21 protein-coding genes, 4 tRNA genes and 1 pseudogene are annotated in these 22199 nt (G+C 22.2%); 9 read left to right on the forward strand and 17 right to left on the reverse strand.

Annotation, left to right across the window (positions count from 1 at the left end; all coding sequences use genetic code 11):
* Window positions 1–3: 3 nt before the first annotated feature.
* Entirely contained in the window at window positions 4–3312 is a 3309-nt protein-coding gene (locus H0H76_RS02695; protein ID WP_185855487.1) for a preprotein translocase subunit SecA, read from the reverse strand.
* A 60-nt stretch (window positions 3313–3372) separates the two neighbouring features.
* Window positions 3373–3606, reverse strand: a complete 234-nt coding sequence (locus tag H0H76_RS02700; RefSeq protein ID WP_185855488.1) for a DUF2795 domain-containing protein — start codon at window positions 3604–3606, stop codon at window positions 3373–3375.
* 220 nt (window positions 3607–3826) lie between these two features.
* On the opposite strand from H0H76_RS02700, the gene fmt reads away from it, so the two are divergent.
* Window positions 3827–4789, forward strand: coding sequence for a methionyl-tRNA formyltransferase (fmt, locus tag H0H76_RS02705; RefSeq protein WP_185855489.1), 963 nt, complete (start codon window positions 3827–3829; stop codon window positions 4787–4789).
* A 151-nt stretch (window positions 4790–4940) separates the two neighbouring features.
* Window positions 4941–5207 (forward strand): HU family DNA-binding protein, encoded by a 267-nt coding sequence (locus H0H76_RS02710; protein WP_185855490.1) that lies wholly within the window; start codon window positions 4941–4943, stop codon window positions 5205–5207.
* 50 nt (window positions 5208–5257) lie between these two features.
* Here H0H76_RS02710 and pdxH read toward each other — a convergent pair whose 3' ends face one another.
* Window positions 5258–5914, reverse strand: coding sequence for a pyridoxamine 5'-phosphate oxidase (gene pdxH / locus H0H76_RS02715; protein WP_185855491.1), 657 nt, complete (start codon window positions 5912–5914; stop codon window positions 5258–5260).
* A gap of 68 nt (window positions 5915–5982) precedes the next feature.
* Between pdxH and H0H76_RS02720 the strand changes: the two genes are divergently transcribed.
* A tRNA-Met gene (locus H0H76_RS02720) sits at window positions 5983–6056 on the forward strand.
* Between the two features lie 134 nt (window positions 6057–6190).
* On the forward strand, window positions 6191–8287 hold the full coding sequence (gene pheT / locus H0H76_RS02725) for a phenylalanine--tRNA ligase subunit beta (protein ID WP_185855492.1): 2097 nt from the start codon (window positions 6191–6193) through the stop codon (window positions 8285–8287).
* 1 nt (window position 8288) lies between these two features.
* Here pheT and H0H76_RS02730 read toward each other — a convergent pair whose 3' ends face one another.
* Together H0H76_RS02730 and trxB are read right to left on the reverse strand one after the other, a co-directional pair.
* A complete protein-coding gene (locus H0H76_RS02730) occupies window positions 8289–9734 on the reverse strand; it encodes a glycine--tRNA ligase (RefSeq protein WP_185855493.1) in 1446 nt (481 codons plus the stop codon).
* A gap of 10 nt (window positions 9735–9744) precedes the next feature.
* Window positions 9745–10698 carry a thioredoxin-disulfide reductase gene (gene trxB, locus H0H76_RS02735; protein WP_185855494.1) on the reverse strand — a complete coding sequence of 318 codons (954 nt, stop codon included), beginning with the start codon at window positions 10696–10698 and terminating at the stop codon, window positions 9745–9747.
* Window positions 10699–10756: 58 nt separating this feature from the next.
* Between trxB and H0H76_RS02740 the strand changes: the two are divergent.
* A pseudogene (locus H0H76_RS02740) lies at window positions 10757–11184 on the forward strand (type I restriction enzyme HsdR N-terminal domain-containing protein).
* Window positions 11185–11220: 36 nt separating this feature from the next.
* Here the strand turns inward: H0H76_RS02740 and gap are convergent.
* The 6 genes from gap to fabZ form a co-directional block, all read right to left on the reverse strand.
* A complete protein-coding gene (gap, locus tag H0H76_RS02745; RefSeq protein ID WP_185855495.1) occupies window positions 11221–12231 on the reverse strand; it encodes a type I glyceraldehyde-3-phosphate dehydrogenase in 1011 nt (336 codons plus the stop codon).
* 51 nt (window positions 12232–12282) lie between these two features.
* Entirely contained in the window at window positions 12283–14085 is a 1803-nt protein-coding gene (gene lepA / locus H0H76_RS02750) for a translation elongation factor 4 (RefSeq protein WP_185855496.1), read from the reverse strand.
* Window positions 14086–14118: 33 nt separating this feature from the next.
* Window positions 14119–14196, reverse strand: a tRNA-Arg gene (locus H0H76_RS02755).
* An 18-nt stretch (window positions 14197–14214) separates the two neighbouring features.
* Window positions 14215–14790, reverse strand: a complete 576-nt coding sequence (gene pth / locus H0H76_RS02760; RefSeq protein ID WP_185855497.1) for an aminoacyl-tRNA hydrolase — start codon at window positions 14788–14790, stop codon at window positions 14215–14217.
* A 29-nt stretch (window positions 14791–14819) separates the two neighbouring features.
* Window positions 14820–15707: a succinate--CoA ligase subunit alpha gene (gene sucD / locus H0H76_RS02765; RefSeq protein WP_185855498.1), complete on the reverse strand. Its 888-nt coding sequence runs from the start codon at window positions 15705–15707 to the stop codon at window positions 14820–14822.
* A gap of 20 nt (window positions 15708–15727) precedes the next feature.
* On the reverse strand, window positions 15728–16207 hold the full coding sequence (gene fabZ, locus H0H76_RS02770) for a 3-hydroxyacyl-ACP dehydratase FabZ (RefSeq protein ID WP_185855499.1): 480 nt from the start codon (window positions 16205–16207) through the stop codon (window positions 15728–15730).
* Between the two features lie 281 nt (window positions 16208–16488).
* On the opposite strand from fabZ, the gene rpmH reads away from it, so the two are divergent.
* On the forward strand, window positions 16489–16638 hold the full coding sequence (rpmH, locus tag H0H76_RS02775; protein WP_185855500.1) for a 50S ribosomal protein L34: 150 nt from the start codon (window positions 16489–16491) through the stop codon (window positions 16636–16638).
* Between the two features lie 15 nt (window positions 16639–16653).
* Here rpmH and H0H76_RS02780 read toward each other — a convergent pair whose 3' ends face one another.
* Complete coding sequence (locus H0H76_RS02780; RefSeq protein WP_185855501.1) at window positions 16654–17829, reverse strand: M14 family zinc carboxypeptidase; 1176 nt, start codon at window positions 17827–17829, stop codon at window positions 16654–16656.
* A 203-nt stretch (window positions 17830–18032) separates the two neighbouring features.
* On the opposite strand from H0H76_RS02780, the gene H0H76_RS02785 reads away from it, so the two are divergent.
* Together H0H76_RS02785 and H0H76_RS02790 are read left to right on the forward strand one after the other, a co-directional pair.
* Window positions 18033–18830: a type II CAAX endopeptidase family protein gene (locus tag H0H76_RS02785; protein WP_185855502.1), complete on the forward strand. Its 798-nt coding sequence runs from the start codon at window positions 18033–18035 to the stop codon at window positions 18828–18830.
* An 8-nt stretch (window positions 18831–18838) separates the two neighbouring features.
* Window positions 18839–19756, forward strand: coding sequence for a ribonuclease Z (locus H0H76_RS02790; RefSeq protein WP_185855503.1), 918 nt, complete (start codon window positions 18839–18841; stop codon window positions 19754–19756).
* Between the two features lie 18 nt (window positions 19757–19774).
* Here H0H76_RS02790 and H0H76_RS02795 read toward each other — a convergent pair whose 3' ends face one another.
* Window positions 19775–20095, reverse strand: coding sequence for a ribosome-binding factor A (locus tag H0H76_RS02795; RefSeq protein WP_185855504.1), 321 nt, complete (start codon window positions 20093–20095; stop codon window positions 19775–19777).
* A 102-nt stretch (window positions 20096–20197) separates the two neighbouring features.
* Here H0H76_RS02795 and H0H76_RS02800 point away from each other — a divergent pair.
* Window positions 20198–20271: transfer RNA gene (locus tag H0H76_RS02800), tRNA-Ile, on the forward strand.
* A gap of 3 nt (window positions 20272–20274) precedes the next feature.
* On the opposite strand, the gene H0H76_RS02805 is transcribed toward H0H76_RS02800, so the two are convergent.
* The 4 genes from H0H76_RS02805 to H0H76_RS02820 form a co-directional block, all read right to left on the reverse strand.
* Window positions 20275–20349 (reverse strand) — tRNA-Arg (locus H0H76_RS02805).
* A complete protein-coding gene (rpmA, locus tag H0H76_RS02810) occupies window positions 20340–20600 on the reverse strand; it encodes a 50S ribosomal protein L27 (RefSeq protein WP_185855505.1) in 261 nt (86 codons plus the stop codon). The genes H0H76_RS02805 and rpmA overlap by 10 nt, the downstream gene beginning before the upstream one ends.
* A 21-nt stretch (window positions 20601–20621) precedes the next feature.
* Entirely contained in the window at window positions 20622–20945 is a 324-nt protein-coding gene (rplU, locus tag H0H76_RS02815; RefSeq protein WP_238783878.1) for a 50S ribosomal protein L21, read from the reverse strand.
* Between the two features lie 11 nt (window positions 20946–20956).
* Window positions 20957–22198 carry a SufS family cysteine desulfurase gene (locus H0H76_RS02820; RefSeq protein ID WP_185855506.1) on the reverse strand — a complete coding sequence of 414 codons (1242 nt, stop codon included), beginning with the start codon at window positions 22196–22198 and terminating at the stop codon, window positions 20957–20959.
* Window position 22199: the final 1 nt, after the last annotated feature.

Genomic DNA, 22199 nt, shown 5'->3' on the forward strand with positions numbered 1-22199 from the left:
GTATCATTCTTCTATTATCCATTCTCCATCATCTAAAAAAAACTTGGCTATTTTAAATTTTAAATATTTTTTTTTACCTGTAATTAAATGTATAATATTGATTTTGTCATTTCTTCCTATTTTTTTACTATTACTAGTATTTTTTTTTATAAAAGTATTCATACTTTTTACTTTTTTATCAGAAATACAAAATATATGCATTTTTTTTATATTAGATTTTATTAAAAAAGAAATAATTTTTTTGTTTATTTCATAAATTATATCTTGAAATAAATAAAAAGCATTTTGTTTATAAACTATAAGAGGATCTTTCTGTTCAAAAATTGCATTTTGTACTGAAAATCTTAAATTATCCATTTCTCTTAAATGTTTTTTCCATATATCATCCAAAAAGTATAATAAAGTTTTTCTTTCAAATATTGATAATATAGAATTTCCTTTAGTTTTATTAAATTGATTAATACTTGATAATAAGTTTATAAAATAAATATTTTCATATTCAAACGTTACTTGTATATGATTATCATAATTTTTATTAATTTTATGTAAATCTAAATTAGAAGTAATAAAAGAATTTATTTTATTATAAATAATATCATTTTTTCTTTTTTCATAAAAATTATTTATTAAATCATAAATATTAGTTATGTTATAATTATATTTTTTATCAAAAAATTTTTCTTCTGAAATTGGAAATTTCATTCCAAAAGTATATAAAAACTCATATTTTAAATTATTAAAATTTTTTTTGTAGTTATTAACATTTATCATCTTATCTAATAAAAAATAAATCATATTAGAAATATCTAAATTTAATTCACTTCCACATAAGGCATTTTTACGTTTTTTATATATGAATTCCCTTTGTTTATTAATAACATCATCATAATCTAGTAAGCGCTTTCTAATACTAAAATTGTTATCTTCTATTTTCTTTTGGGCTTTTTCAATAGATTTAGTTAGTAAAGAATGTTGAATTATATCACCTTCTTTATGTCCAAATTTATCCATTAATTTTGAAATTCTTTCTGAATCAATGAATAAACGAATTAAATTATCTTCTAAAGATACATAAAATTGAGTTGATCCATGATCCCCTTGCCTCCCTGCTCTTCCTCTTAATTGATTATCTACTCTTCTAGAGTCATGCCTTTCTGTTCCTAAAACTGCCAATCCTCCATTTATTATAACTTCTTTAGATAATTTTATATCTGTTCCCCTTCCTGCCATATTAGTTGCTATAGTTACAGTTCCTGGATCTCCAGCCTTTGCTATAATTTCTGCTTCTTTTTCATGTAATTTAGCATTCAAAACATTGTGTGCAATTTTTTTAAATTTTAATGATCTACTTAAAAATTCTGATACTTCTACTGAAGTTGTTCCTACTAATACAGGACGATTTTTACATTTAGACAAATAAATAATTTTTTCTATAATAGAATTATATTTTTCTTTTTTTGTTTTAAATACTAGATCTTGTAAATCTTTTCTTATAATAGGTTTATGAGTAGGAATAACTACTACATCAAGTTTATAAATATGCAAAAATTCTCCAGACTCTGTTTCTGCAGTTCCTGTCATCCCACATATTTTTTTATACATCCTAAAATAATTTTGCAATGTTATTGTTGCAAATGTTTGACTAGAAGATTCTACTTTTACATTTTCTTTTGCTTCAATAGCTTGATGTAATCCATTGGAATACCGTCTTCCTTCCATAATTCTTCCAGTTTGTTCATCTACTATTTTAACTTTATCATTTAATACAACATAATCTATGTCTCTTTCAAATAAAGTAATTGCTTTAAGAAGTTGATGAATTGTATGTATTCTTTGTGATTTAATAGAAAATTCACTTAATAATTTCTCTTTTTCCTTAATTTTTTCTTCTTTTGATATTTTTTTTTTCTCTAAATCAGAAAGTTCTAAATTTATATCAGATAAAATAAAAAAACTTTTGTCTTTTACATACTTTGATAAGTATTCTATTCCTTTATCAGTTAATTCAACTGTATTATTTTTTTCATCAATAACAAAATATAGATCATTATCTACTTTATACATTTCTCTTCCATTATCTTGTATATACTTACTTTCAATTTTTTGTAAGATACCACGTACATTTCTCTCACTTAAAAATTTTATTAATGACTTTTTTTTTGGTAAACCACGATAAGCTTGTAATAGTTTAAATCCTCCAACTTTATTTTCTCCTTTTCTTATTAATTTTTTTGATTTTTTTATTAAATCATTTATTATTTCATTTTGTACATTAACAAGTTTTATTACTTTATCTTTAAATAATTCAAAATCTTTTTTATTATCTTTTTTTTCATCTACAGATCCTGATATAATTAATGGAGTCCTAGCTTCATCTATTAATACAGAATCTATTTCATCTATTATAGCATAATTCAAATCTCTTTGAACTAACTCTTCTTTAGTATTCGCCATATTATCACGTAAATAATCAAATCCAAATTCATTATTAGTTCCGTAAGTTATATCTGCTTTATATGCTATTTTCCTACCTTTTGTATTAGAAGATAAATAATTATCAATACAATCAACTGTAAGCATATGAAATTCCATTAATGGAGCCATCCATTCAGCATCTCTTCTAGATAAATAATTATTTACTGTAACAATATGAACTCCTTTTCCGGATAAAGAATTTAAATATGCTGATAAAGTAGCAACAAAAGTTTTTCCTTCTCCAGTTGCCATTTCTGCTATTTTTCCTTGATGTAATACTATTCCACCAATTAATTGAACATCATAATGGACCATATCCCAAATAACTTTTTTACCATATGCATCCCATTCATTTTTCCAAATTGCTTTATCTTTATAAATTTTTACATAAGATTTTATTTTAGATAATTTTATATCAAAATCAGTAGATTTTACTATCAATTCATTCTTATTTTTAAAACGTTTAGCTGTTTCTTTTACAATAGAAAAAGCTTCAGGAAGAAGAATAGTTAATATTTCTTGTTCTTTTTTGTAACTTTTTTCTCTTATTTTTTCTAAATTTTCATAATATCTCTCTAAAAAATTAATAGAATTAATATTTTTATTTATTTTTTCTAAAACATATTTTTCTTGTTCAGTAAAATTCTTTATAGATTGTTTGATAATATGTTTTAAATTTTTAGTCTTATTTCTCAATTCATCATCTGATAATGTAGATAAATGATATTCTTCTTTTTTTATTTTTTCTAGAAAAAAATTTGCTTCTTTTAGATCTTTTTGATTTTTATTTAATAATAATTTATTTAATAATGTTAGTATGCTTTTTATAAAATTCATTGATATATATATATATTATATTAATGAAAGTAATTAAAAAATTCAATTACATTTATTTTATCAAAGTTCATACTCATCTCTATTCCAATAAAAATCTTCATCATCACGTGGATAATCCGCCCATATGTCCTCTATAGATTCAAAAACTTCTCCATCTGCATTTTCCAACTGTTGCAAATTTTCAACAACTTCTAAAGGAGCCCCTGTTCTAATTGCAAAATCAATTAATTCTTCTTTTGTTGCAGGCCATGGTGCATCTTCTAAATGAGACGCTAATTCTAAAGTCCAATACATATTATAAATTTTTTTTATTTTTATTCAATTTTATTTTTATTCAATTTTATTTTTATTCAATTTTATTTTTATTCAATTTTATTTTTATTCAATTTTATTTTTATTCAATTTTATTTTTATTCAATTTTATTTTTATTCAATTTCAATATCAATTAAATTAAATTAACTTTTTCACAAAAATACAAAATAAATTAGTGTATTTAAATTATAAATATATTGTATGAAAAAGTTTCCAAAGATAGTATTTATAGGATCTAATAATTTTTCAGTTTATTCCTTAAAAGAATTATATAAACAATATAATAATAATATTATTGGAATTATAACTGTTCCTGATAATCCAATCTATATAGGGAAAAAATCTTTTTCTCCAGTAAAAAAATATGCATTAGATAATAATATTCCTTTTCTTCAACCTAATAATTTAAATGATCCTAAATTTTTTAGAAATTTTAAAAAATGGAATTCAGATATTCAAATAGTTGTTTCTTTTAGGATTTTACCAGAAAAAATATGGAATTTTCCAAAAATGGGGACTATAAATTTACACGGGTCCCTCCTCCCACAATATAAAGGTGCAGCTCCTATAAATTGGGCAATAATAAATGGAGAAAATAAAACGGGAATAACAATTTTTTTTATAGAAAAAAAAATAGATTCCGGAAAAATATTATTACAAAAAAAAATATTTATTAACCAAAAAGAAACTGCAGGAGATATAGAAAATAAAATGATAAAAATTAGTGGAAAAATGTTGATATCAGCTATAGAAAAAGTATTTAATAGAGACATAGTCCCTATTAGTCAAAATGATATATACATTAAAGATTTAAAAAAAGCTCCAAAAATATACACTGAAGATTGTCGAATTAAATGGAAAAATAATACTATAGGATCAATTTATAACAAAATTAGAGGACTAAGTCCTTATCCAACTGCATGGACATTTTTTATAATAAATAAAAATAAATATCTTAGATTTAAAATTTTTATAATTGAAAAAATAGAAAAATATCATAGTTTTAAAATAGGAAAAGTAATTATAACTTCATCAAAAATAATGATTGCTGTTAAGTCCGGATTAATATCTATTATAGAAGGACAAATAGAAGGAAAAAAAAGGATGAATGTAAAAAATATAATAAATGGATTTAGAATAAAAAATAATATTTTTGTAGAATAAAAAAAAGTAATATTTATTTATTATTTCTTATATATATTTGTTATCATAATTTGTTATCATAACTAGTAGTAGTAGAGTAATCGTTATAGTATTATATAGTAATTAGTAATTTAGTAATATTAATTTTAATTATTATAATAAATTTAAATTCATGAACAAAACAGAATTAGTTAATTCAATATCTAAAAAAACTGGAATAACTAAAATAAAAGCAAAAGATGTGACAGATGCATTTATAGAAACAGTAATTGAATCTCTAAAAAAAGGAAAAAAAGTAACACTTGTTGGATTTGGAACATTTACTGTTGTAGTAAGAAATCCAAGAAATGGAATAAATCCTAGAACAGGAAAAAAAATACTTATTCCAGGTAAGAAAGTTGCAAAATTTAAAATTGGTGCAGAACTATCTAAATTATAAAAAAAACAATGTAAAGTTGTTTTAATTAAATGCTTTACATTATTTTTATATCATGGAGATAATCTAAAAAAAGTCCACTCTTTTTCAACCATTAATTTATACATTATCCTGTCATGTAGTCTATTTGGTTGCCCCTGCCAAAATTCAATTTGATATGGTTTAACAATATATCCTCCCCAATAATAAGGTCTTTTTATAATTAATCTATTTTTACAGAAAAAATTATACCATTTTTTATATTGTTTTTCCAATTGTTTTTTAGATGAAATAATATAGCTTTGTTGAGAGGCCCAACAAGATATTTTATTTTCTTTAGGTCTTTTATTAAAATACTCGTCTGATTTATCTTTTTCAACTTTATGTGTAATGCCTTTAATAATAATTTGTCTTTCTGTTCTATTCCAGTAGAAAGATAAACATACTTTTGGTCTATTTTTTATTGCTACCCCTTTGTAACTATAATAATTTGTATAAAAAACAAAACCTTCTTCAGAATATTCTTTTAAAAGTACTATCCTAGTTTCTGGAACTCCATCATTTCCTATAGTAGAAACTGACATTGCATTCACTTCTTTATTTTTTCCGTAAAAAGATTTTTCTTCTTGAAACCATTTATGAAACAATGTAAAAGGTTTTTCAGGTACTTCATTTTCCAACAAACAATCTTTATTGTAGTTTTTTCTATAATTACTTAAGTCTACATTCATAATAAAAAAAAAGTATTATTCTATTACCTATCATAAAATGTATTAAATTTAAATAAATATAAAAAAAAAGCGTGATAGCTCAGTTGGTTAGAGCATTGGATTCATATCCCAAAGGTCGGGGGTTCAAATCCCCCTCACGCTATTATAAAAATAATTTACCTATTTTTTATAACAAAAATTTATTTCATAAGCTTTATTAAAATACTTAAGTATTATTGAAAAATATAAAAAATACATGTTTTTATTTTATATTAATATAGTTTATTTCATAGCTACATGAAAATATCATACAATTGGATTAAAAATTATATATATTTTGATATTGATATAGAAAAAATATGCAATACTATTGCTGATATTGGAATTCCTGTCAAAAAGATTCAAAAAATATATATAAATAAAAAAATAGATTATATCCTATATTTAGAAATTACGCCAAATCGGACAGATGCTATGAGTCATTATGGTATTGCACGGGATTTATATATTATGTTAAAATATAGGGGATATAACACACATTTATTAATTCCAAAAATTAGTGATGAAAAAGAATATAAAAAATATAAATCTCCTTATAAAATTTTTGTAAAAGAAAACAAAAAATGTATAAGATATTCTGGAATGTTTGTGGAAAAAATAAGAATTTCAACTTCTCCTGATTGGTTAATTTATAGATTAAAATCTATTGGAATAAAATCAATAAATAACATAATAGATATTGTTAATTTTATAATGTATGAATTAGGAATTCCTATACATGTTTTTGATGCCGACAAGATAAAAGGAAAAAAAATTTTAGTAAAAACTTATGATAAATCTTCTGAAGATTTTCAATTTAATGATAATATTATAAGAACATTAGATAATAATGACTTGATAATTACGGATGAAAATATGAATATATTATCTATATCAGGTATTATAAATAATACAAGATATAACATAAACAATAAAACAAATAATATTTTTTTTGGAAGTATATTTTTTGATCCTTTATTTATAAGAAAAACTAGAAAAAAACATATAATAGAAACTGATTATCAATATTTTTTAGAAAAAGGAATAGATCCAAACTTATCTAGTTTTGCTTTAAAAAGATTAATTTTTCTATTGAAAACAATTAAAATAGAGAAAAATAAAATTAAATTTTATAATATTATTGATTTTTATATTAAACCTAATATACCTTTTATAATAAAACTTTATTATAAAAAAATTTTTCAGGTAATTGGAAAAAATATTTCAAAAAAAGAAATTAAGAAAATACTTTTTTTACTAGAAATTATTGTTAATTCGGAAAATGAGGATTTTTTTTTAGTTACTATTCCTACGTATAGAACAAATATTAAAAGGGAAATAGATTTAATAGAGGAAATTTTACGTATTTATGGAATTAAAAATATTAAAATATCTAATAGAATAAAAATATCTCCTATACCTAATTTTTTTTCTAAAAAAGAAAATAAAATACAAAAAACTATTTTTAATCAATTAATTTCTTATGGATTTCAGGAAATTATTTCTTATCCTATAAAAAATAGAGATAAAAATTCCATTATACTAAATTCTTTTTTTAAAAGAGAAGAAATCATGATAATAAATCCTATTAATAAAAATAACAATTTATTAAGAACTAGTTTATTATTTGGAATGATTGATTGTATAATTAATAATTATAATAATAATAGAAAAAGTTTAAAAGAAAATATGAAATTCTTTGAAATAGGAAAAATATATTATAAAAAAAATAACATTTTTTTTGAAAAAACAAATCTTGGAATTTCTATTATGGAAGTAGATGAAAAAAAGGAAAAGGATATAGAATATAATAATTATTTCTATTTAAAGGGCATTATAGAACAAATTTTTCAAAGATGCGGAATTATTAATTACACACAGAAATTTTCTAAACATCCATTATTAGATTTTGGAGTATCAATATTTTATAATAACAAAAATTTGATTGAATTAGGAAAAGTTAAAAATAGTTTTTTGGAAAATAAATCTATTTTTTATGCAGAGATAGATTGGGAGTATTTAATATCTATTATTAATAATAATAAAATAAATTGTACTTCATTAATTAAATATCCTATTTCAAGAAGAGATTTATCTATATTAATTGATAAAACTATTTCATTTGAAGAACTAAATAAATTTATTCACAATAACAAAATAGATTTAATTAAAAATATTAATATATACGACTTATATGAAGGAGGAGATTTCTCAAGTTTGAAAAAATCTTATACAATAAGTTTTTTGTTTGAAAATAAAAATGGAACATTAACTGAAAAAATTATTAATCATTCAATGGAAAAAATTAAATTTTTTTTGCAAAAAAAATTTAAAGCTGAAATGAGAAAAAAATAAATTATGTAATAACTTTTTTAAGTACATTTTCTAATGCTGTTTCTTTTTTTATTATACTAGATATTTTATTAATATGTATCCTTTTCTGTTTCATAGAATCTCTATATCTAACAGTCACATTTCCTGTTCTCATTGTTTCATAATCTACAGTAAAACAAAGTGGGGTCCCTATAGCATCTTGTCTTCTATATAATTTTCCAATAGATTCTTTATAATCATATACTAATTTATAATTAAACTTTATTTTATTAAATAAATTTTTTGCTAATTCTGGTAATCCATCTTTACTAACTAGAGGAAAAATAGCGGCCTTAACTGGAGATAAATAAGAAGGAATTTTTAGTAGAATTCTTGTATTTCCATTTTCCAATTTTTCTTTTTTAAGAGAAGAAGATAATATTGCTAAAAAACATCTATCTAAACCTAAAGATGTTTCTATAACATATGGGACATAGTTTATTCCTAAATTATCAAACACTTTAAATTTTTTTTTAGAAAAAAATTCATGTTTTTTTAAGTCATAATCTGTTCTAGAATGAATACTTTCTAACTCTTTAAATCCAAAAGGAAAATTAAATTCAATATCTACCCCTTTACTAGCATAATGAGGTGGATTTTTTTGATCAAATAATCTATACTTTTTTTCTCCTAAATTAAATATCTTATGCCATTTAATACGAATATTTTTCCAATATTCATACCAATATATTTCATCCTTAGGATTAATAAAAAATTGCATTTCCATCTGTTCAAATTCTCTAAGTCTAAACAAAAATCTTCTTGCAATAATCTCATTTCTAAATACTTTTCCTATTTGAGCTATTCCAAATGGAATTTTCATTCTATTAGATTTTTTTACATTATTAAAATTACAAAATATACCCTGAGCTGTTTCAGGTCTAAGAAAAAATTTATTTTCATTATTTTCTTCTTTAATTCTAAACATCATATTAAAATCTCTTATATCTGTCCAATTATTAGTATTACATATAGGATCACGAATATTCAATTCAAAAATTAAATCTTTTATCTCAACCATACTCTTATTTTCTATGTATCTAGATAAACGAGATAATATTTCCTTTTTTTTATTAATTTTATTGGAAAAATTTTTATATACATATTCTTTAATTAGAAGATCAGGACGATATCTTTTATTAGAATCTTTATTATCAATAAACAAATCATTAAATTTACTTATATGACCAGATGCTTCCCAAATTTTAGAATGAGTTAATATAGAAGAATCTATTCCAACTATATTATCATGTACTTGTGTCATTGACTTCCACCAAAATTCTTTTATATTATTTTTCAATTCTATTCCATTTTGTCCATAATCATAAATAGCATTTATTCCACCATAAATTTCACTAGAAGGAAAAACAAATCCATAAGTTTTAGAATGAGATATTAAAAAATTTATAAATTCTTTATCTTTTTTCATTATATTTTCTTTATAAAGATGATAAATATTTATCTAAATCTATTGCAGCCATACATCCAGTACTTGCAGAAGTTATTGCTTGTCTATAATTAATATCCATAACATCTCCTGCAGCAAAAACTCCAGGTTTATTTGTTATTGTACTTCCTTTTTTCACTATAATGTATCCTTTATTATCTAAATTTATTTGATTTTTAAATATATCTGTATTTGGTATATGTCCAATAGCAACAAATAATCCACTTAATAATACAGTACGAATAGTTTTATTTTTTTTTTCAAAAATTTTTATTCCTTCTAAAAAATCATTTCCAATAATTTCTGTAACAATAGATGAAAAATTAATTTCCACATTTTTTTTTTCAAAAACTTTCTTTTGTAATATTTTTGAAGCTTTTAAATAATTTTTTCTAACTAAAAGATAAACTTTTTTACAAATTTTTGATAAATATAATGTCTCCTCTAATGCTGAATCTCCACCACCTACTACTGCTACATCTTTTTCCTTATGAAAAAATCCATCACAAGTAGCACAAAAAGAAATCCCTAATCCAACCAATTCTTTTTCCTTTTTTATTCCTAAAAATGATGAACTAGAACCTGTAGCTATTATTATCCCTATACTATCCAAATAATCTTGTGATTTTCCAAAAAAAACTCTATGAGTCCCACCAATATCATTAGATAGAATAACTTTATTAATAGTTTTATTCAATATTTTAGTATTAAAACGTAATGCTTGTTTTTTACAATTATCCATAAAACTTATTCCATCGATACTCTCTGGAAATCCAAGATAATTTTCTATATCATTTGTATATGTTAATTGCCCACCTGGATTAGGGCCTGAAAATAAAATAGGGTTAAGACCATATCTTGCTGCGTATATAGCAGCAGAATATCCAGAAGGGCCAGAACCTATAATTATACAATTATGTATACAATTTTCCTTTAAAAAAAACATAAAATATTTTTTTAATTTAGTTTTAGTTATATTATAACAAATTTACATTTTTGCATTTATGAATAATTTCATAAAACATTATCTATGTTTGAAAAAAACTAAAGAAAAAAATTATATATTTTGTACAATTAGAAAAAAATTTGTTCTTTTTAAAAAAGAAGAAATAACACGTCAATACATAATTTTTTTACTAAAAACTGTTAAAAATTATAAAAATTCAAATATTTTTGTAGAAACTTCTATACGTATACAAAAAATTATAAAAAGATTAGATATACTAGTCTTAGATAAAAAAAAAATCCTTACATACTTATTGAATGTAAATCACAATTTATTAATATAACACAAAAAACGTTTGATCAAATATCTATGTATAATACTGTCGTAAATGCTCCATATTTATGGATAAGTAACGGAAAAAAAAGTTTTATTTTTAAAATTGATAAAATAAAAAAAAAGTTTTTTTTTATAAAATACATTCCATAAAATAATACAATACTATATAAAAATATTATACAATAATTATTGTATATATTCTATATATTCAATTAAATCTATTAATTTATTAGAATATCCTACTTCATTATCATACCATGAAATAATCTTGAAAAATTTATTAGTTAACATTATACTAGAGTTAGCATCAAAAATAGAAATTCTCTTATCACCTATAAAATCAGTAGAAACTACTTTGTCCTCAGTGTATCCAAGTATCCCTTTTAATATTGTTTCAGAAGCATGTTTCATCGAAACTTTAACCTGGTTTAAATTTGTTTCTTTTTTTAAACAAACTGTAAAATCCAATACTGATACGTTTGCAACTGGAACTCTAAATGCCATTCCAGTTAATTTTCCATTTAAACTAGGTATTATTTTTCCAACAGCATTAGCAGCACCTGTAGAAGATGGAATTATATTTATTAAAGATGACCTTCCTGCTCTCCAATCTCTATGAGAAATAGAATCAACTACTTTTTGAGTAGATGTACTAGCATGTATTGTAGTCATTAATCCATTAAATATTCCAAAATTTTCATGTAATACTTTAACAATTGGAGATAAACAATTTGTTGTACAAGATGCATTTGATATTATTATATCATTTTTACTTATTTTTTCATGATTAACACCCATTATAAACATAGGAATACTTTCTTCTTTAGGAGGTGCTGATAAAACAACTTTCTTAGCTCCTGATTTTAAATGTTTTTCTGCAAGTTTTCTTGTTAAAAAAATTCCAGTAGATTCAACAACATATTTTACATTTAATTTACCCCAATTTAATTCTTCAGGATTTTTAATATTAGTAACTTTAATACGTTTTCCATTTATAATCAAATAATTATTATTTTCTATACAGATTTGTCCTTTAAATGATCCATGTACTGAATCATATTTTAACATATAGTACAAATATTCTATAGACACTAAATCATTTATAGATACTACATCAATATTACTTCTGTTTATAGCCGCTAATAAAACTAGTTTACCTATTCTCCCCATTCCATTTATACCTATTTTAATAGACATATTAAATAATTTTTTAAATTTTTTTAATGAAATTTAATTTACATACTAAAGTTAACTCTTAACTTTTAAAAATGCTATAAAAGCAGATGACGGAATTTCTACTTTACCAATTTTTTTCATTCTTTTTTTTCCTTTCTTTTGTTTTTCTATCAATTTTTTTTTTCTGGAAATATCTCCACCATAACATTTACCAATAACATTTTTTCTAAAAGGTTTTATAGTTTCTCTAGCTACAATTCTACCAGATACAGAAACTTGAACAGGAATACTAAATTGATGTTTTGGAATTACCATTGATAAATCTTTACATACTTTTTTTGCTAAAAAAATTGCTTTACTTTTATGGGATAATATTGATAAAGATTCTACTTTTTCATGATTAACTAATACAGTTATTTTTTTCAAATCAGAATTTCTATATCCAATAAAAATATAATCAAAAGTAGCATATCCTTTTGATATTGTTTTCAATTTATCGTAAAAATCAAATATAATTTCAGATAAAGGAATTTCGAATGATACTTTAATTTTTTTTGAAGTTAAATAATATTTATTATCAATTATAGTTCCACGTTTTCCAATACATAAAGAAATTATTTTTCCTATATCCATTTCTTCAACAATAATTGTAATTAAAACATATGGTTCTTCTACTTTATTAAATTTCTCTATATCAGGAAATTCAGAAGGATTTTTTACCAAAATTACTTTATTATCTTTAGTAAAAACTTTATATAAAACATTGGGAATGGTAATTAAAACTTTTATTCCATACTCTCTTTCTAAACGATCTTTAATAATTTCCATATGAAGTATTCCTAAAAACCCACAGTGGAATCCAGATCCTAGGGCCGTAGAAAACTGTGATTTAAAAGAAAAAGCAGCATCATTCAACTGTAGTTTTTCTATAGAAGATTTAAGGTCTTCGTATTTATCAGAATTAATTGGAAAAATACTTGCAAATACCATAGGTTTTATTTCTTCAAATTCATCTTTAGATTTTATAGCTGGATGTATTGCATCTGTTATTGTATCACCTACTTTAACTTCAGATATATTCTTTATTCCAGATATAACATATCCAACATCTCCTACACTTACCATGTTTTTAGGAATACGTTTTAATTTTAAAATACCTATTTCATAAGCATAAAATATTTTACCTGTGGACATAAATTTTAATTTTTGTCCTTTTCGCATATTACCATTTTTTATTCTAAAAAGTAATTCAACACCAGTAAATGGATTATATAAAGAATCGAAAATAAAAGCTTGTAACGATGCTTTTTTATCTCCATTTGGATGAGGAATTTTTAAAACAATATTATCTAAAACATTTTTTACACCTATTCCATTTTTAGAACTAACATGTAAAATATCTTCCTTTTTACATTTTACTAATTTTATAATATCATCTATTGCTTTTTCATAAGTAGAATCATAATGAGATAAATCTATTTTATTTAATACCGGAATAATTACAAGATTTTTTTTTAATGCTAAAGATAAGTTAGATACAGTTTGTGCTTGTATACCTTTTGTACAATCTACAACAAGTAAGGCCCCTTCGCAAGAGGTAATAGATCTAGATACTTCAGATGAAAAATCAACATGGCCAGGAGTATCTATCAAATTAAGAATATATACTTTATTTTTGTATTTATATTCCATTTGTACAGCATGACTCTTAATAGTTATTCCACGTTCTCTTTCTAGTTCCATATCATCTAATAACTGATTTTTATCACTTTTGTATATTGTATTAGTATGTTCTAATAAACGATCAGCCAGTGTACTTTTTCCATGATCTATATGTGCAATAATACAGAAATTACGAATATAATTACAACTCATAACAAAAAAATGATTATAAATAAAAAAAGTAAATAACCTTGATGGGATTCGAACCCATACCCATAGGATTCGGAAGCCTATATTCTATCCAAAATATTAAACTACAAGGTTATAGTTATAAAAAAATAACTATTTTCCGTTAAATAAATTCATAGTTTTTTGTAATCCATTAATGACAAAAGAAAATATAACTTTTATACTTGTTTCTAGTTTGTAAAATAAAATACCAAATTCTTCTTTTTTCCAATTTTCTAATACATAATCTTTATTTCTCTTGTTATTGTTATCAATAAAATTATTTTTAATTCCAATACGAAGACGTGCATAACTAGAATTTTTAATTTCTTCCTCTATATTTTTTAATCCATTATGACCGCCACTACTTCCCTTCCCCCTTAAACGTATTAATCCAAATTTAAGGTAAATATCATCTGAAATTATAAGAATGTTTTTTATAGGAATATTTTTTTTAATCATCCAATATTTAACAGATTTTCCACTATTGTTAACATAAGTAGTAGGTTTTAAAAAAAAAATTATATTATTTAAATAATTAAATTTTGAAATAAAACCTAATTCTTTTTTTTTAAAAAAAAAAGAATATTTATCAGAAATTTTATCCAGTACTAAAAATCCTAGATTATGTCTAGTTTTTTTATAAATAACACCATGATTTCCTAATCCAACTATTAAAAATTTTTCCATTATTATTATTAAAATACAATATAAATTTACTATTTTTTATTAAATAATTTACTGACTACTAATCCTATGTTATCCGGTGATTTTACTACATGTATTCCATTATTTTTCATTATCTCCATTTTTTCTTGTGCAGTTTCTATATTTTTGTTTATAATAGCTCCAGCATGTCCCATGGTTTTTCCTTTAGGTGCAGTTTGTCCAGCTATGAAACTAATAATAGGTTTTTTTTTGTCATATTTCAACGTATTGATCCATTTTACTACTTCAATTTCTAATTGTCCACCTATTTCTCCAATCATTACAATACATTCTGTTTCAGAATCATTAAAAAATAATTTTACAATTTCTTTCATATCTGATCCTAAAATAGCATCTCCACCTATTCCAACAGCAGTAGATATCCCATAACCCATTTTTATGATTTGATCAGCTGCTTCATAAGTTAATGTCCCAGATCTTGATAAGATACCTATATTTCCTCGCTTTTTAAAAACAGAATTTGGCATTATTCCAACTTTAGATTGTTCTGGAGAAATAATACCAGGACAATTTGGACCTATTATACGAGATTTTTTATTTTTTATAAAAGATTTTATTAACATCATATCCGATACTGGTAACCCTTCAGTAATACAAACAATTATTTTTAATTCTGTATATATAGACTCCAATATTGCATCAAAAACAAAATTATTAGGAACAAAAATTACACTAACATTTGCTCCTGTATTGTATACAGCATCTTCAACAGTATTAAAAATAGGAACTCCTAAGCAAGTAGATCCACCTTTTCCTGGAGTTACTCCTCCTACTATTTTAGTTCCGTAATTTATCATTTGTTCTGTATGAAAAAACCCTTCTTTTCCTGTTAATCCTTGAACAATAACTTTTGTATTTTTATTAATTAAAATGCTCATTTTATTTATAAGATATTTTTTTATTTATTATTTTTGAATATCTTCGCCACAACTTCTGCTACTACTGCAAGTTTATTATTTACATATCCATTTCCTTGTATATGAACAATACCTCTTTTTATTTTTTCTAACAAATGTACTTGAAATATTATTATATCTCCAGGTATAACTTTTCTCTTAAATCTTACTTTATCTATTTTAATAAAATAAGCAGAATATCCTATTGGATTTTTAAATTTACTCAAAACAAGTATTCCACCTACTTGTGCAATAGCTTCTATTTGTAATACTCCAGGCATTACAGGGTTTTTTGGAAAATGTCCAGTAAAAAAAAATTCGTTTATTGTAACATTTTTTATTCCAATTGCTTGATTATCTGATAAATAGATTATTTTATCTACTAATAAAAATGGAGGTTTATGAGGTAAAATTTTCATAATATCTTTTATATCAAAAATTGGTTCTGTTTCCAGATTAAATTCAGGAATATCTATTTTCATATTATACTTTTTAAAAATTATATAATAATTGAATTTTGAACTAAATATATTAGATTATTCACACTCATAAGTAATTATTAGTAATTATAATATTTAATACCTATAATTAATTTTTTAATTTAATTAAACTACTAAATATTTTATATTATTGTTTAATTTTTTGAATTTATTCAAAATAAAAATGTATTAATCAATTTTATAATTATTTTTAAAAATAAAATTAATACTAATCAAAAAAAATTATAATTTCGTAAATTATTATAAATAAATTTCATTAAAATATGAAACGGACATATCAACCATCCAATAGAAAAAAAGTTAATGTACATGGATTTATGAAACGAATGAATACAAAAAAAGGTAGGATAATAATATCTAGAAGAAGAAGAAAAGGAAGAAAAAAATTGTCTATTTATAATCACAAAAAATAATATAAAAAAATATTTTTATTTAACTTTAAATTCAAAAAATTCTATTTCTCCTATTTTAGGATAATTTCTACCATTTTTTCCATAAAATTTATTATTTTTAGATATTATTTCTTGATAAGAAAAAAATTGAGATAGGTCTCCTATATCAACTATTTTTAATACAGAATTAATATTTTTTTTTTCTATATCGAATTTTTCTATTTTCATTAATCCTATATCTACTAAAAATGTATTATCATTTTTTTGTATTTTAACTTTTCTATATATTTTATCTAGTAATATGCTTTTATTTTTTTTTATAGTAAAATATTGTCTATAACATTCCTTAATTTTATTTTCTTCATTAGTAGATAAAAAATAAAAACCTGAAAATATAGAAATTGCATTGTATTTTCTAACTACATTTTTTTTAATATCACCAGGATAGTTCCCAGCTTCTAAAAGAATACAAGAATACCCTAATTTTTGTAAGTTATCCCCAGTTGCAGTTGGATAATATTCATCAGAATATCTTCCAATTCCTCCAATACTTGGTATTAATTTTTTTATTTTATTTACTATTCCACTTATAACTCCCATAGAAATTATTCTACTAATAGTATTTGTATTTTTTCTGTCTATAGCTGGAGATAAAAAAGATAAAATTGCTGGATTAAAACGTTTATTATCTACATTAAAAACACTCCTTTGATCATGTAAGTTAAATAAAATATAAGGATTTTCTTTACGAATTTCTTTAAATAAAATTTGCATTTCTATTGATTGTAATTTAATTGCATCTCTATTTAAATCAATGTTTACTGCATTTCTTCTTTTAAAAAATTCAGATCCATCAGGATTTAACATAGGAATAAATAAAATAGTTAATTTTTTTTTCATAAACTTTACTATTTTATCATTTTCTTTTTTTAAAAAGAAATTAAAAATATCAAACATAGATTTTGTTCCAGTTGTTTCATTTCCATGCATTTGTGACCAGATAAATATTTTTATTTTTCCAATACCCCACTGCATTTTGAAAATTTTTCTTTTATTTGTAGACATTCCTATTTTAGAAATAGAACAAAAATTTCTATATTTTTCTAATATTTTTATTAATTCAGAATATCTGAATATATTAGATACATTTATATCTTTTTCTATAAATGTATCATAATTATTAAACATAGATTCAATATCAAAAAAAAACATGATAAATATAAAGATTTTGTAATTTTATTTTTGATGTTTATATTAGAATTAAATATAAAATATAATTTTTAAAATTACTAAACTAAAAAAGAATATGTAATATTATTATTATATATTTATTATTATTTATTATTTACAATTATATTAATATTTAATATATTATATATGGTTTTTAATATAAAAAAGAATTTTTAATATTTATTATGAAGAATTATTTTAAAATAAATTATGTAGAATCTGTACTATTGATAATAGGATTTTCTTTAATAAATTTTTTAAATATAATTTTTAGAAAATTATTAATTTTTATTAATTTTCCTGAAAAAATGATGTTTTCTGTATCATATGCATTTCCTTTTATTTTTTTGTTTCTTTTAATTTCTTACAGAGCAAGGAAAAAGAATTTTGTCATAAATTTTTCTATGAAAATGTCACCATGGTATATTTATATTCTACTTTTTTTTATGATGTTAGGAATAATTATAGTAAATGAATTATTCACTTCTCTAATTCCTAGAGAAGGCCCACTATTAGGAAATATGTATAAAGAAATTGAAGAATTTTTAAAAGAAGAAATAAAAAATCCAATTCCTTTTTTTTCAACTACAGTTTTATTAGCTCCTATATGTGAAGAAATTTTATTTAGAGGAATTATTTTAAATGGAATGTTGAAAAATAATATACATCCATTAAAAGCTATATTATTTTCTTCTTTTTTATTTGGAATAACCCATATGAATCCATGGCAATTTATAGGAGGATTTTTTATAGGTAATTTGATAGGTTTTGTTTATTACATTACTTCTTCTATAATAAATTGTATATTATTACATGTTTTTAATAATGGATTTGCATTATTTACAATGATACTTTTTATGAAATATGAAATAAATATTCCAGAAAAAATAAATTCTAATTATTGGTCTATTTTTATTTTAGGAATTATAACATTGATATCAGGAACTTTTTTTCTTATGAAAAAAAGAAAACAATTAACATAAGTAAAGTAATGGATAAACCTTCGTTAACAATTTTGGGATGTCATTCCTCTATACCTACTGATAAATTCCATCCTACTGCTCAAATATTAGAAATAAAAGGGTTTTGTTTCCTTATTGATTGTGGAGAAGGGACACAAATGCAATTAAGGAAAGCAAACATAAAATTCAATAAAATTATTCATATATTTATTTCTCATTTACATGGAGATCACTATTTTGGATTAATAGGTTTATTATCAACTTTTCATTTGTTAGGAAGAGAAAAATCTATATATATTTATGCTCCAAAAGGTTTAAAAGAAATTATAAATATTCACTTTAAGTGGTCTTATACTAAAATAAAATATTCAATATTTTACTTTGAATTAGAATCTGAAAAATTAGAAAAAATAATAAATAACGATAAAATAGAAGTATTTTCTATACCATTAAAACACCGAATTTATACCAATGGGTTTATTTTCAAAGAAAAACCAAATGAAAGGAAATTAAATATGAAAGAAATAAATAAAATTTCGTGTGTTAAAATAAAAGATTACATAAATTTAAAATTAGGAAAAGACTTAATAACAAATGAAGGTAAAATTATCCCTAATAATAAATTAACATTTGATCCCCCAAAAATATTTTCTTATGCTTTTTGTTCAGATACATCATATCATTTACCTATAACAGAACATATAAAATATGTTGATTTATTATATCATGAGTCAACTTTTCTAAAAATAGAAGAAGAAAGAGCAATAAATACTGGGCATTCTACTGCTACTCACGCAGCAATTATAGCAAAAAAAGCTAAAGCAAAAAAATTATTATTAGGACATTATTCAAATAGATTTCCTAATACTAAAGATTTTGAAAAAGAAGCTAAAAGTATATTTTATAATGTAGAAGCATCTGAAGCATTAAAAAAATATTATTTATAAAACAATATAAAATTAATATTAATAATCAATAGTTTCACGAAAAATAAAAAATAATTTTGGTATTTTTTTTACACGATATCTAAGTCTTTTAGACAGTAATTTTCTGTAAAACTTAGATTTAGAATTTAGGTAATGCATTATTTTTTCATCAAAAAATGGATAAATATTTATATAGGCTATAATACTATTCATATCATAACTAATTTTAATTTTTATTAAAGTAACTATAAAGTCTTCATGATTTTTATTATCAAAAAAATTTTTAATATTTTCATTTATAATTTCAGCTATCTCTGTATAAAATATAGAATATAATTTCTCTGTCTTAAAAATTATCATATTTTATATATTTAGTTTAAATATTTAATAAAAAAAAAGTGATAAAAAATTTGTAATAGGAAAAATAATGTTGTAAAATTGTATTAAAATAATTTTTTTATTGGTCCCATAGCTCAGTTGGTTAGAGCACCTGACTCATAATCAGGGGGTCGCTGGTTCAAATCCAGCTGGGACCATAGTAACTGAGGTGGGATTCGAACCCACAACTTACAGTTTAGGAAACTGTTGTTCTATCCTAATTAAACTACCCAGTTTTATTAATTATAGATATAACAGACTTATTTTTTTTTATTTTTTTAAAATATACTAATCCATCTTTTATAGCATATAAAGTATGATCTTTACCCATTTTTACATTTCTTCCTGGAAGAAATTTGGTTCCTCTTTGACGAACTATTATATGTCCATTTTTTATGTTATGATTACCGTATACTTTTATTCCTAATCTTTTTCCTATCGAATCTCTCCCATTTCTAGAACTTCCTGAACCTTTTTTATGAGCCATATTTATTTATACTTTTTTACTTTATTTTTTTTCTGAGAAAGAAATTACTTTAATCTTTGAAAAAATAGGTCTAAATCCATTTTTAACTTTGTAACCTTTTCTTCTTTTTTTCTTAAAAACAATAATTTTTTTTCCTTTTATATGTTGTAAAACTTCAATATTTACATTTATTTTTTCTAAAAAAGGAGTCCCTATATGGATAATTCCTTTCTTATAAAAAAACAAAATTTTATTTAATAATATTTTTTTTCCTAAGTCAAATGGTAGATGAGGAACAAAAACATATTTATTTTCAAATAGTTTAAATTGCAACCCTTGTATATTAGCAATAACATAAGAAATCATAAGTAATATATTTAATTTTTCAAAATTTTTTTCACTTTTAAAAGACTATCAAATAAATAATCTATTTCTTTAATAGTGTTATATATAGAGAAACTTGCACGTATCATTCCTGAAACATTGAAAAATTTCATTAGAGGTTGAGCACATAAATGACCTGTACGTACAGCAATTCCTAAACGATCTAGTATTGATCCTACATCAAAACAATGAAATTTTTTTAAATTAAATGAAAAAATACTTAATTTTTTGGATAAATTTTTTGTTTTTCCATATAATTCAATTTCATTTTCATTTATTGAATTTAACCTTTTTATAAAATATTTAGAAAGTTTTTCCTTATACGATTTTATATTTGAAATTCCTATATCTTCTACAAATTCTATTGCTTTTCCCCATACAATAATTCCCACTATATTCGGAGTTCCTGCTTCGAATTTAAACGGTATTTCAGAATAAGTTGTTTTTTTTAAACTTACATTTTTAATCATTTCACCTCCAAATTGATAAGGATTAATCTTATTTAAGATACTCTTTTTCCCATATAATACACCTATTCCAGTTGGCCCATACATTTTATGAGCAGAAAATACATAAAAATCTACATCTAAATATTGCATATCTAAATCAATATTAGATATTGCTTGAGCCCCATCAATCAAAACGTATGAACCATATTCATGAGATTTATCTATTATATATTTAATAGGATTAATTATTCCTAAAATATTAGATACATGACTAATAGAAACTATTTTTGTTTTGTACGAAATTAGTAATTCAAAATCTTCTATTTTAAGTTTTCCATTTTCATTAATAGGAATAATTTTCAATATAGCTTCTTTTTTATTGCAAAGAACTTGCCAAGGGACTATATTTGAATGATGTTCTGCACAAGAAATAATAATTTCATCTCCTTTTTTTATCATAAAACTAATACTAGAAGCTACTAAATTAATTGACTCTGTAGTTCCTTTTGTAAACAAAATTTCTGAAGTATATTTTGCATTAATAAAGTTTCTAATTTTTTTTCTTACATTTTCCATTTTTGTAGTTGCTTTTATACTCAAAAAATGAGAGCCTCTATGTACATTAGAATTAATTTTAGTATAATAATACTTATATGCTTTTATAACTTTTAATGGGTTTTGAGTAGTAGCTGCATTATCAATGTAAACTAATGGATTAGAATATATTTTTTCTTTTAAAATTGGAAATTGATTTCTAATTTCTTGTATTTTTCTTTCCGAAAACATA

The sequence above is a fragment of the Blattabacterium cuenoti genome (assembly GCF_014251275.1).
Lineage (GTDB): Bacteria > Bacteroidota > Bacteroidia > Flavobacteriales > Blattabacteriaceae > Blattabacterium > Blattabacterium cuenoti_AG.

Bases quoted from the DNA above. Each gene is read 5' to 3' on its own strand.
- H0H76_RS02730 (WP_185855493.1), bottom strand. From the start codon at position 9,734: ATGAAAAAAGATAAAGAATTTATAAATTTTTTAATATCTCATTCTAAA.
- sucD (WP_185855498.1), bottom strand. From the start codon at position 15,707: ATGAGCATTTTAATTAATAAAAATACAAAAGTTATTGTTCAAGGATTA.
- H0H76_RS02695 (WP_185855487.1), bottom strand. From the start codon at position 3,312: ATGAATTTTATAAAAAGCATACTAACATTATTAAATAAATTATTATTA.
- trxB (WP_185855494.1), bottom strand. From the start codon at position 10,698: ATGTTTTTTTTAAAGGAAAATTGTATACATAATTGTATAATTATAGGT.
- fabZ (WP_185855499.1), bottom strand. From the start codon at position 16,207: ATGAAAATAGATATTCCTGAATTTAATCTGGAAACAGAACCAATTTTT.
- pdxH (WP_185855491.1), bottom strand. From the start codon at position 5,914: ATGAATGTAGACTTAAGTAATTATAGAAAAAACTACAATAAAGATTGT.
- rpmA (WP_185855505.1), bottom strand. From the start codon at position 20,600: ATGGCTCATAAAAAAGGTTCAGGAAGTTCTAGAAATGGGAGAGATTCG.
- pheT (WP_185855492.1), top strand. From the start codon at position 6,191: ATGAAAATATCATACAATTGGATTAAAAATTATATATATTTTGATATT.
- lepA (WP_185855496.1), bottom strand. From the start codon at position 14,085: ATGAGTTGTAATTATATTCGTAATTTCTGTATTATTGCACATATAGAT.
- H0H76_RS02790 (WP_185855503.1), top strand. From the start codon at position 18,839: ATGGATAAACCTTCGTTAACAATTTTGGGATGTCATTCCTCTATACCT.
- H0H76_RS02795 (WP_185855504.1), bottom strand. From the start codon at position 20,095: ATGATAATTTTTAAGACAGAGAAATTATATTCTATATTTTATACAGAG.
- H0H76_RS02780 (WP_185855501.1), bottom strand. From the start codon at position 17,829: ATGTTTTTTTTTGATATTGAATCTATGTTTAATAATTATGATACATTT.
- pth (WP_185855497.1), bottom strand. From the start codon at position 14,790: ATGGAAAAATTTTTAATAGTTGGATTAGGAAATCATGGTGTTATTTAT.
- H0H76_RS02820 (WP_185855506.1), bottom strand. From the start codon at position 22,198: ATGTTTTCGGAAAGAAAAATACAAGAAATTAGAAATCAATTTCCAATT.
- H0H76_RS02710 (WP_185855490.1), top strand. From the start codon at position 4,941: ATGAACAAAACAGAATTAGTTAATTCAATATCTAAAAAAACTGGAATA.
- fmt (WP_185855489.1), top strand. From the start codon at position 3,827: ATGAAAAAGTTTCCAAAGATAGTATTTATAGGATCTAATAATTTTTCA.
- H0H76_RS02700 (WP_185855488.1), bottom strand. From the start codon at position 3,606: ATGTATTGGACTTTAGAATTAGCGTCTCATTTAGAAGATGCACCATGG.
- rplU (WP_238783878.1), bottom strand. From the start codon at position 20,945: ATGATTTCTTATGTTATTGCTAATATACAAGGGTTGCAATTTAAACTA.
- H0H76_RS02785 (WP_185855502.1), top strand. From the start codon at position 18,033: ATGAAGAATTATTTTAAAATAAATTATGTAGAATCTGTACTATTGATA.
- rpmH (WP_185855500.1), top strand. From the start codon at position 16,489: ATGAAACGGACATATCAACCATCCAATAGAAAAAAAGTTAATGTACAT.
- gap (WP_185855495.1), bottom strand. From the start codon at position 12,231: ATGTCTATTAAAATAGGTATAAATGGAATGGGGAGAATAGGTAAACTA.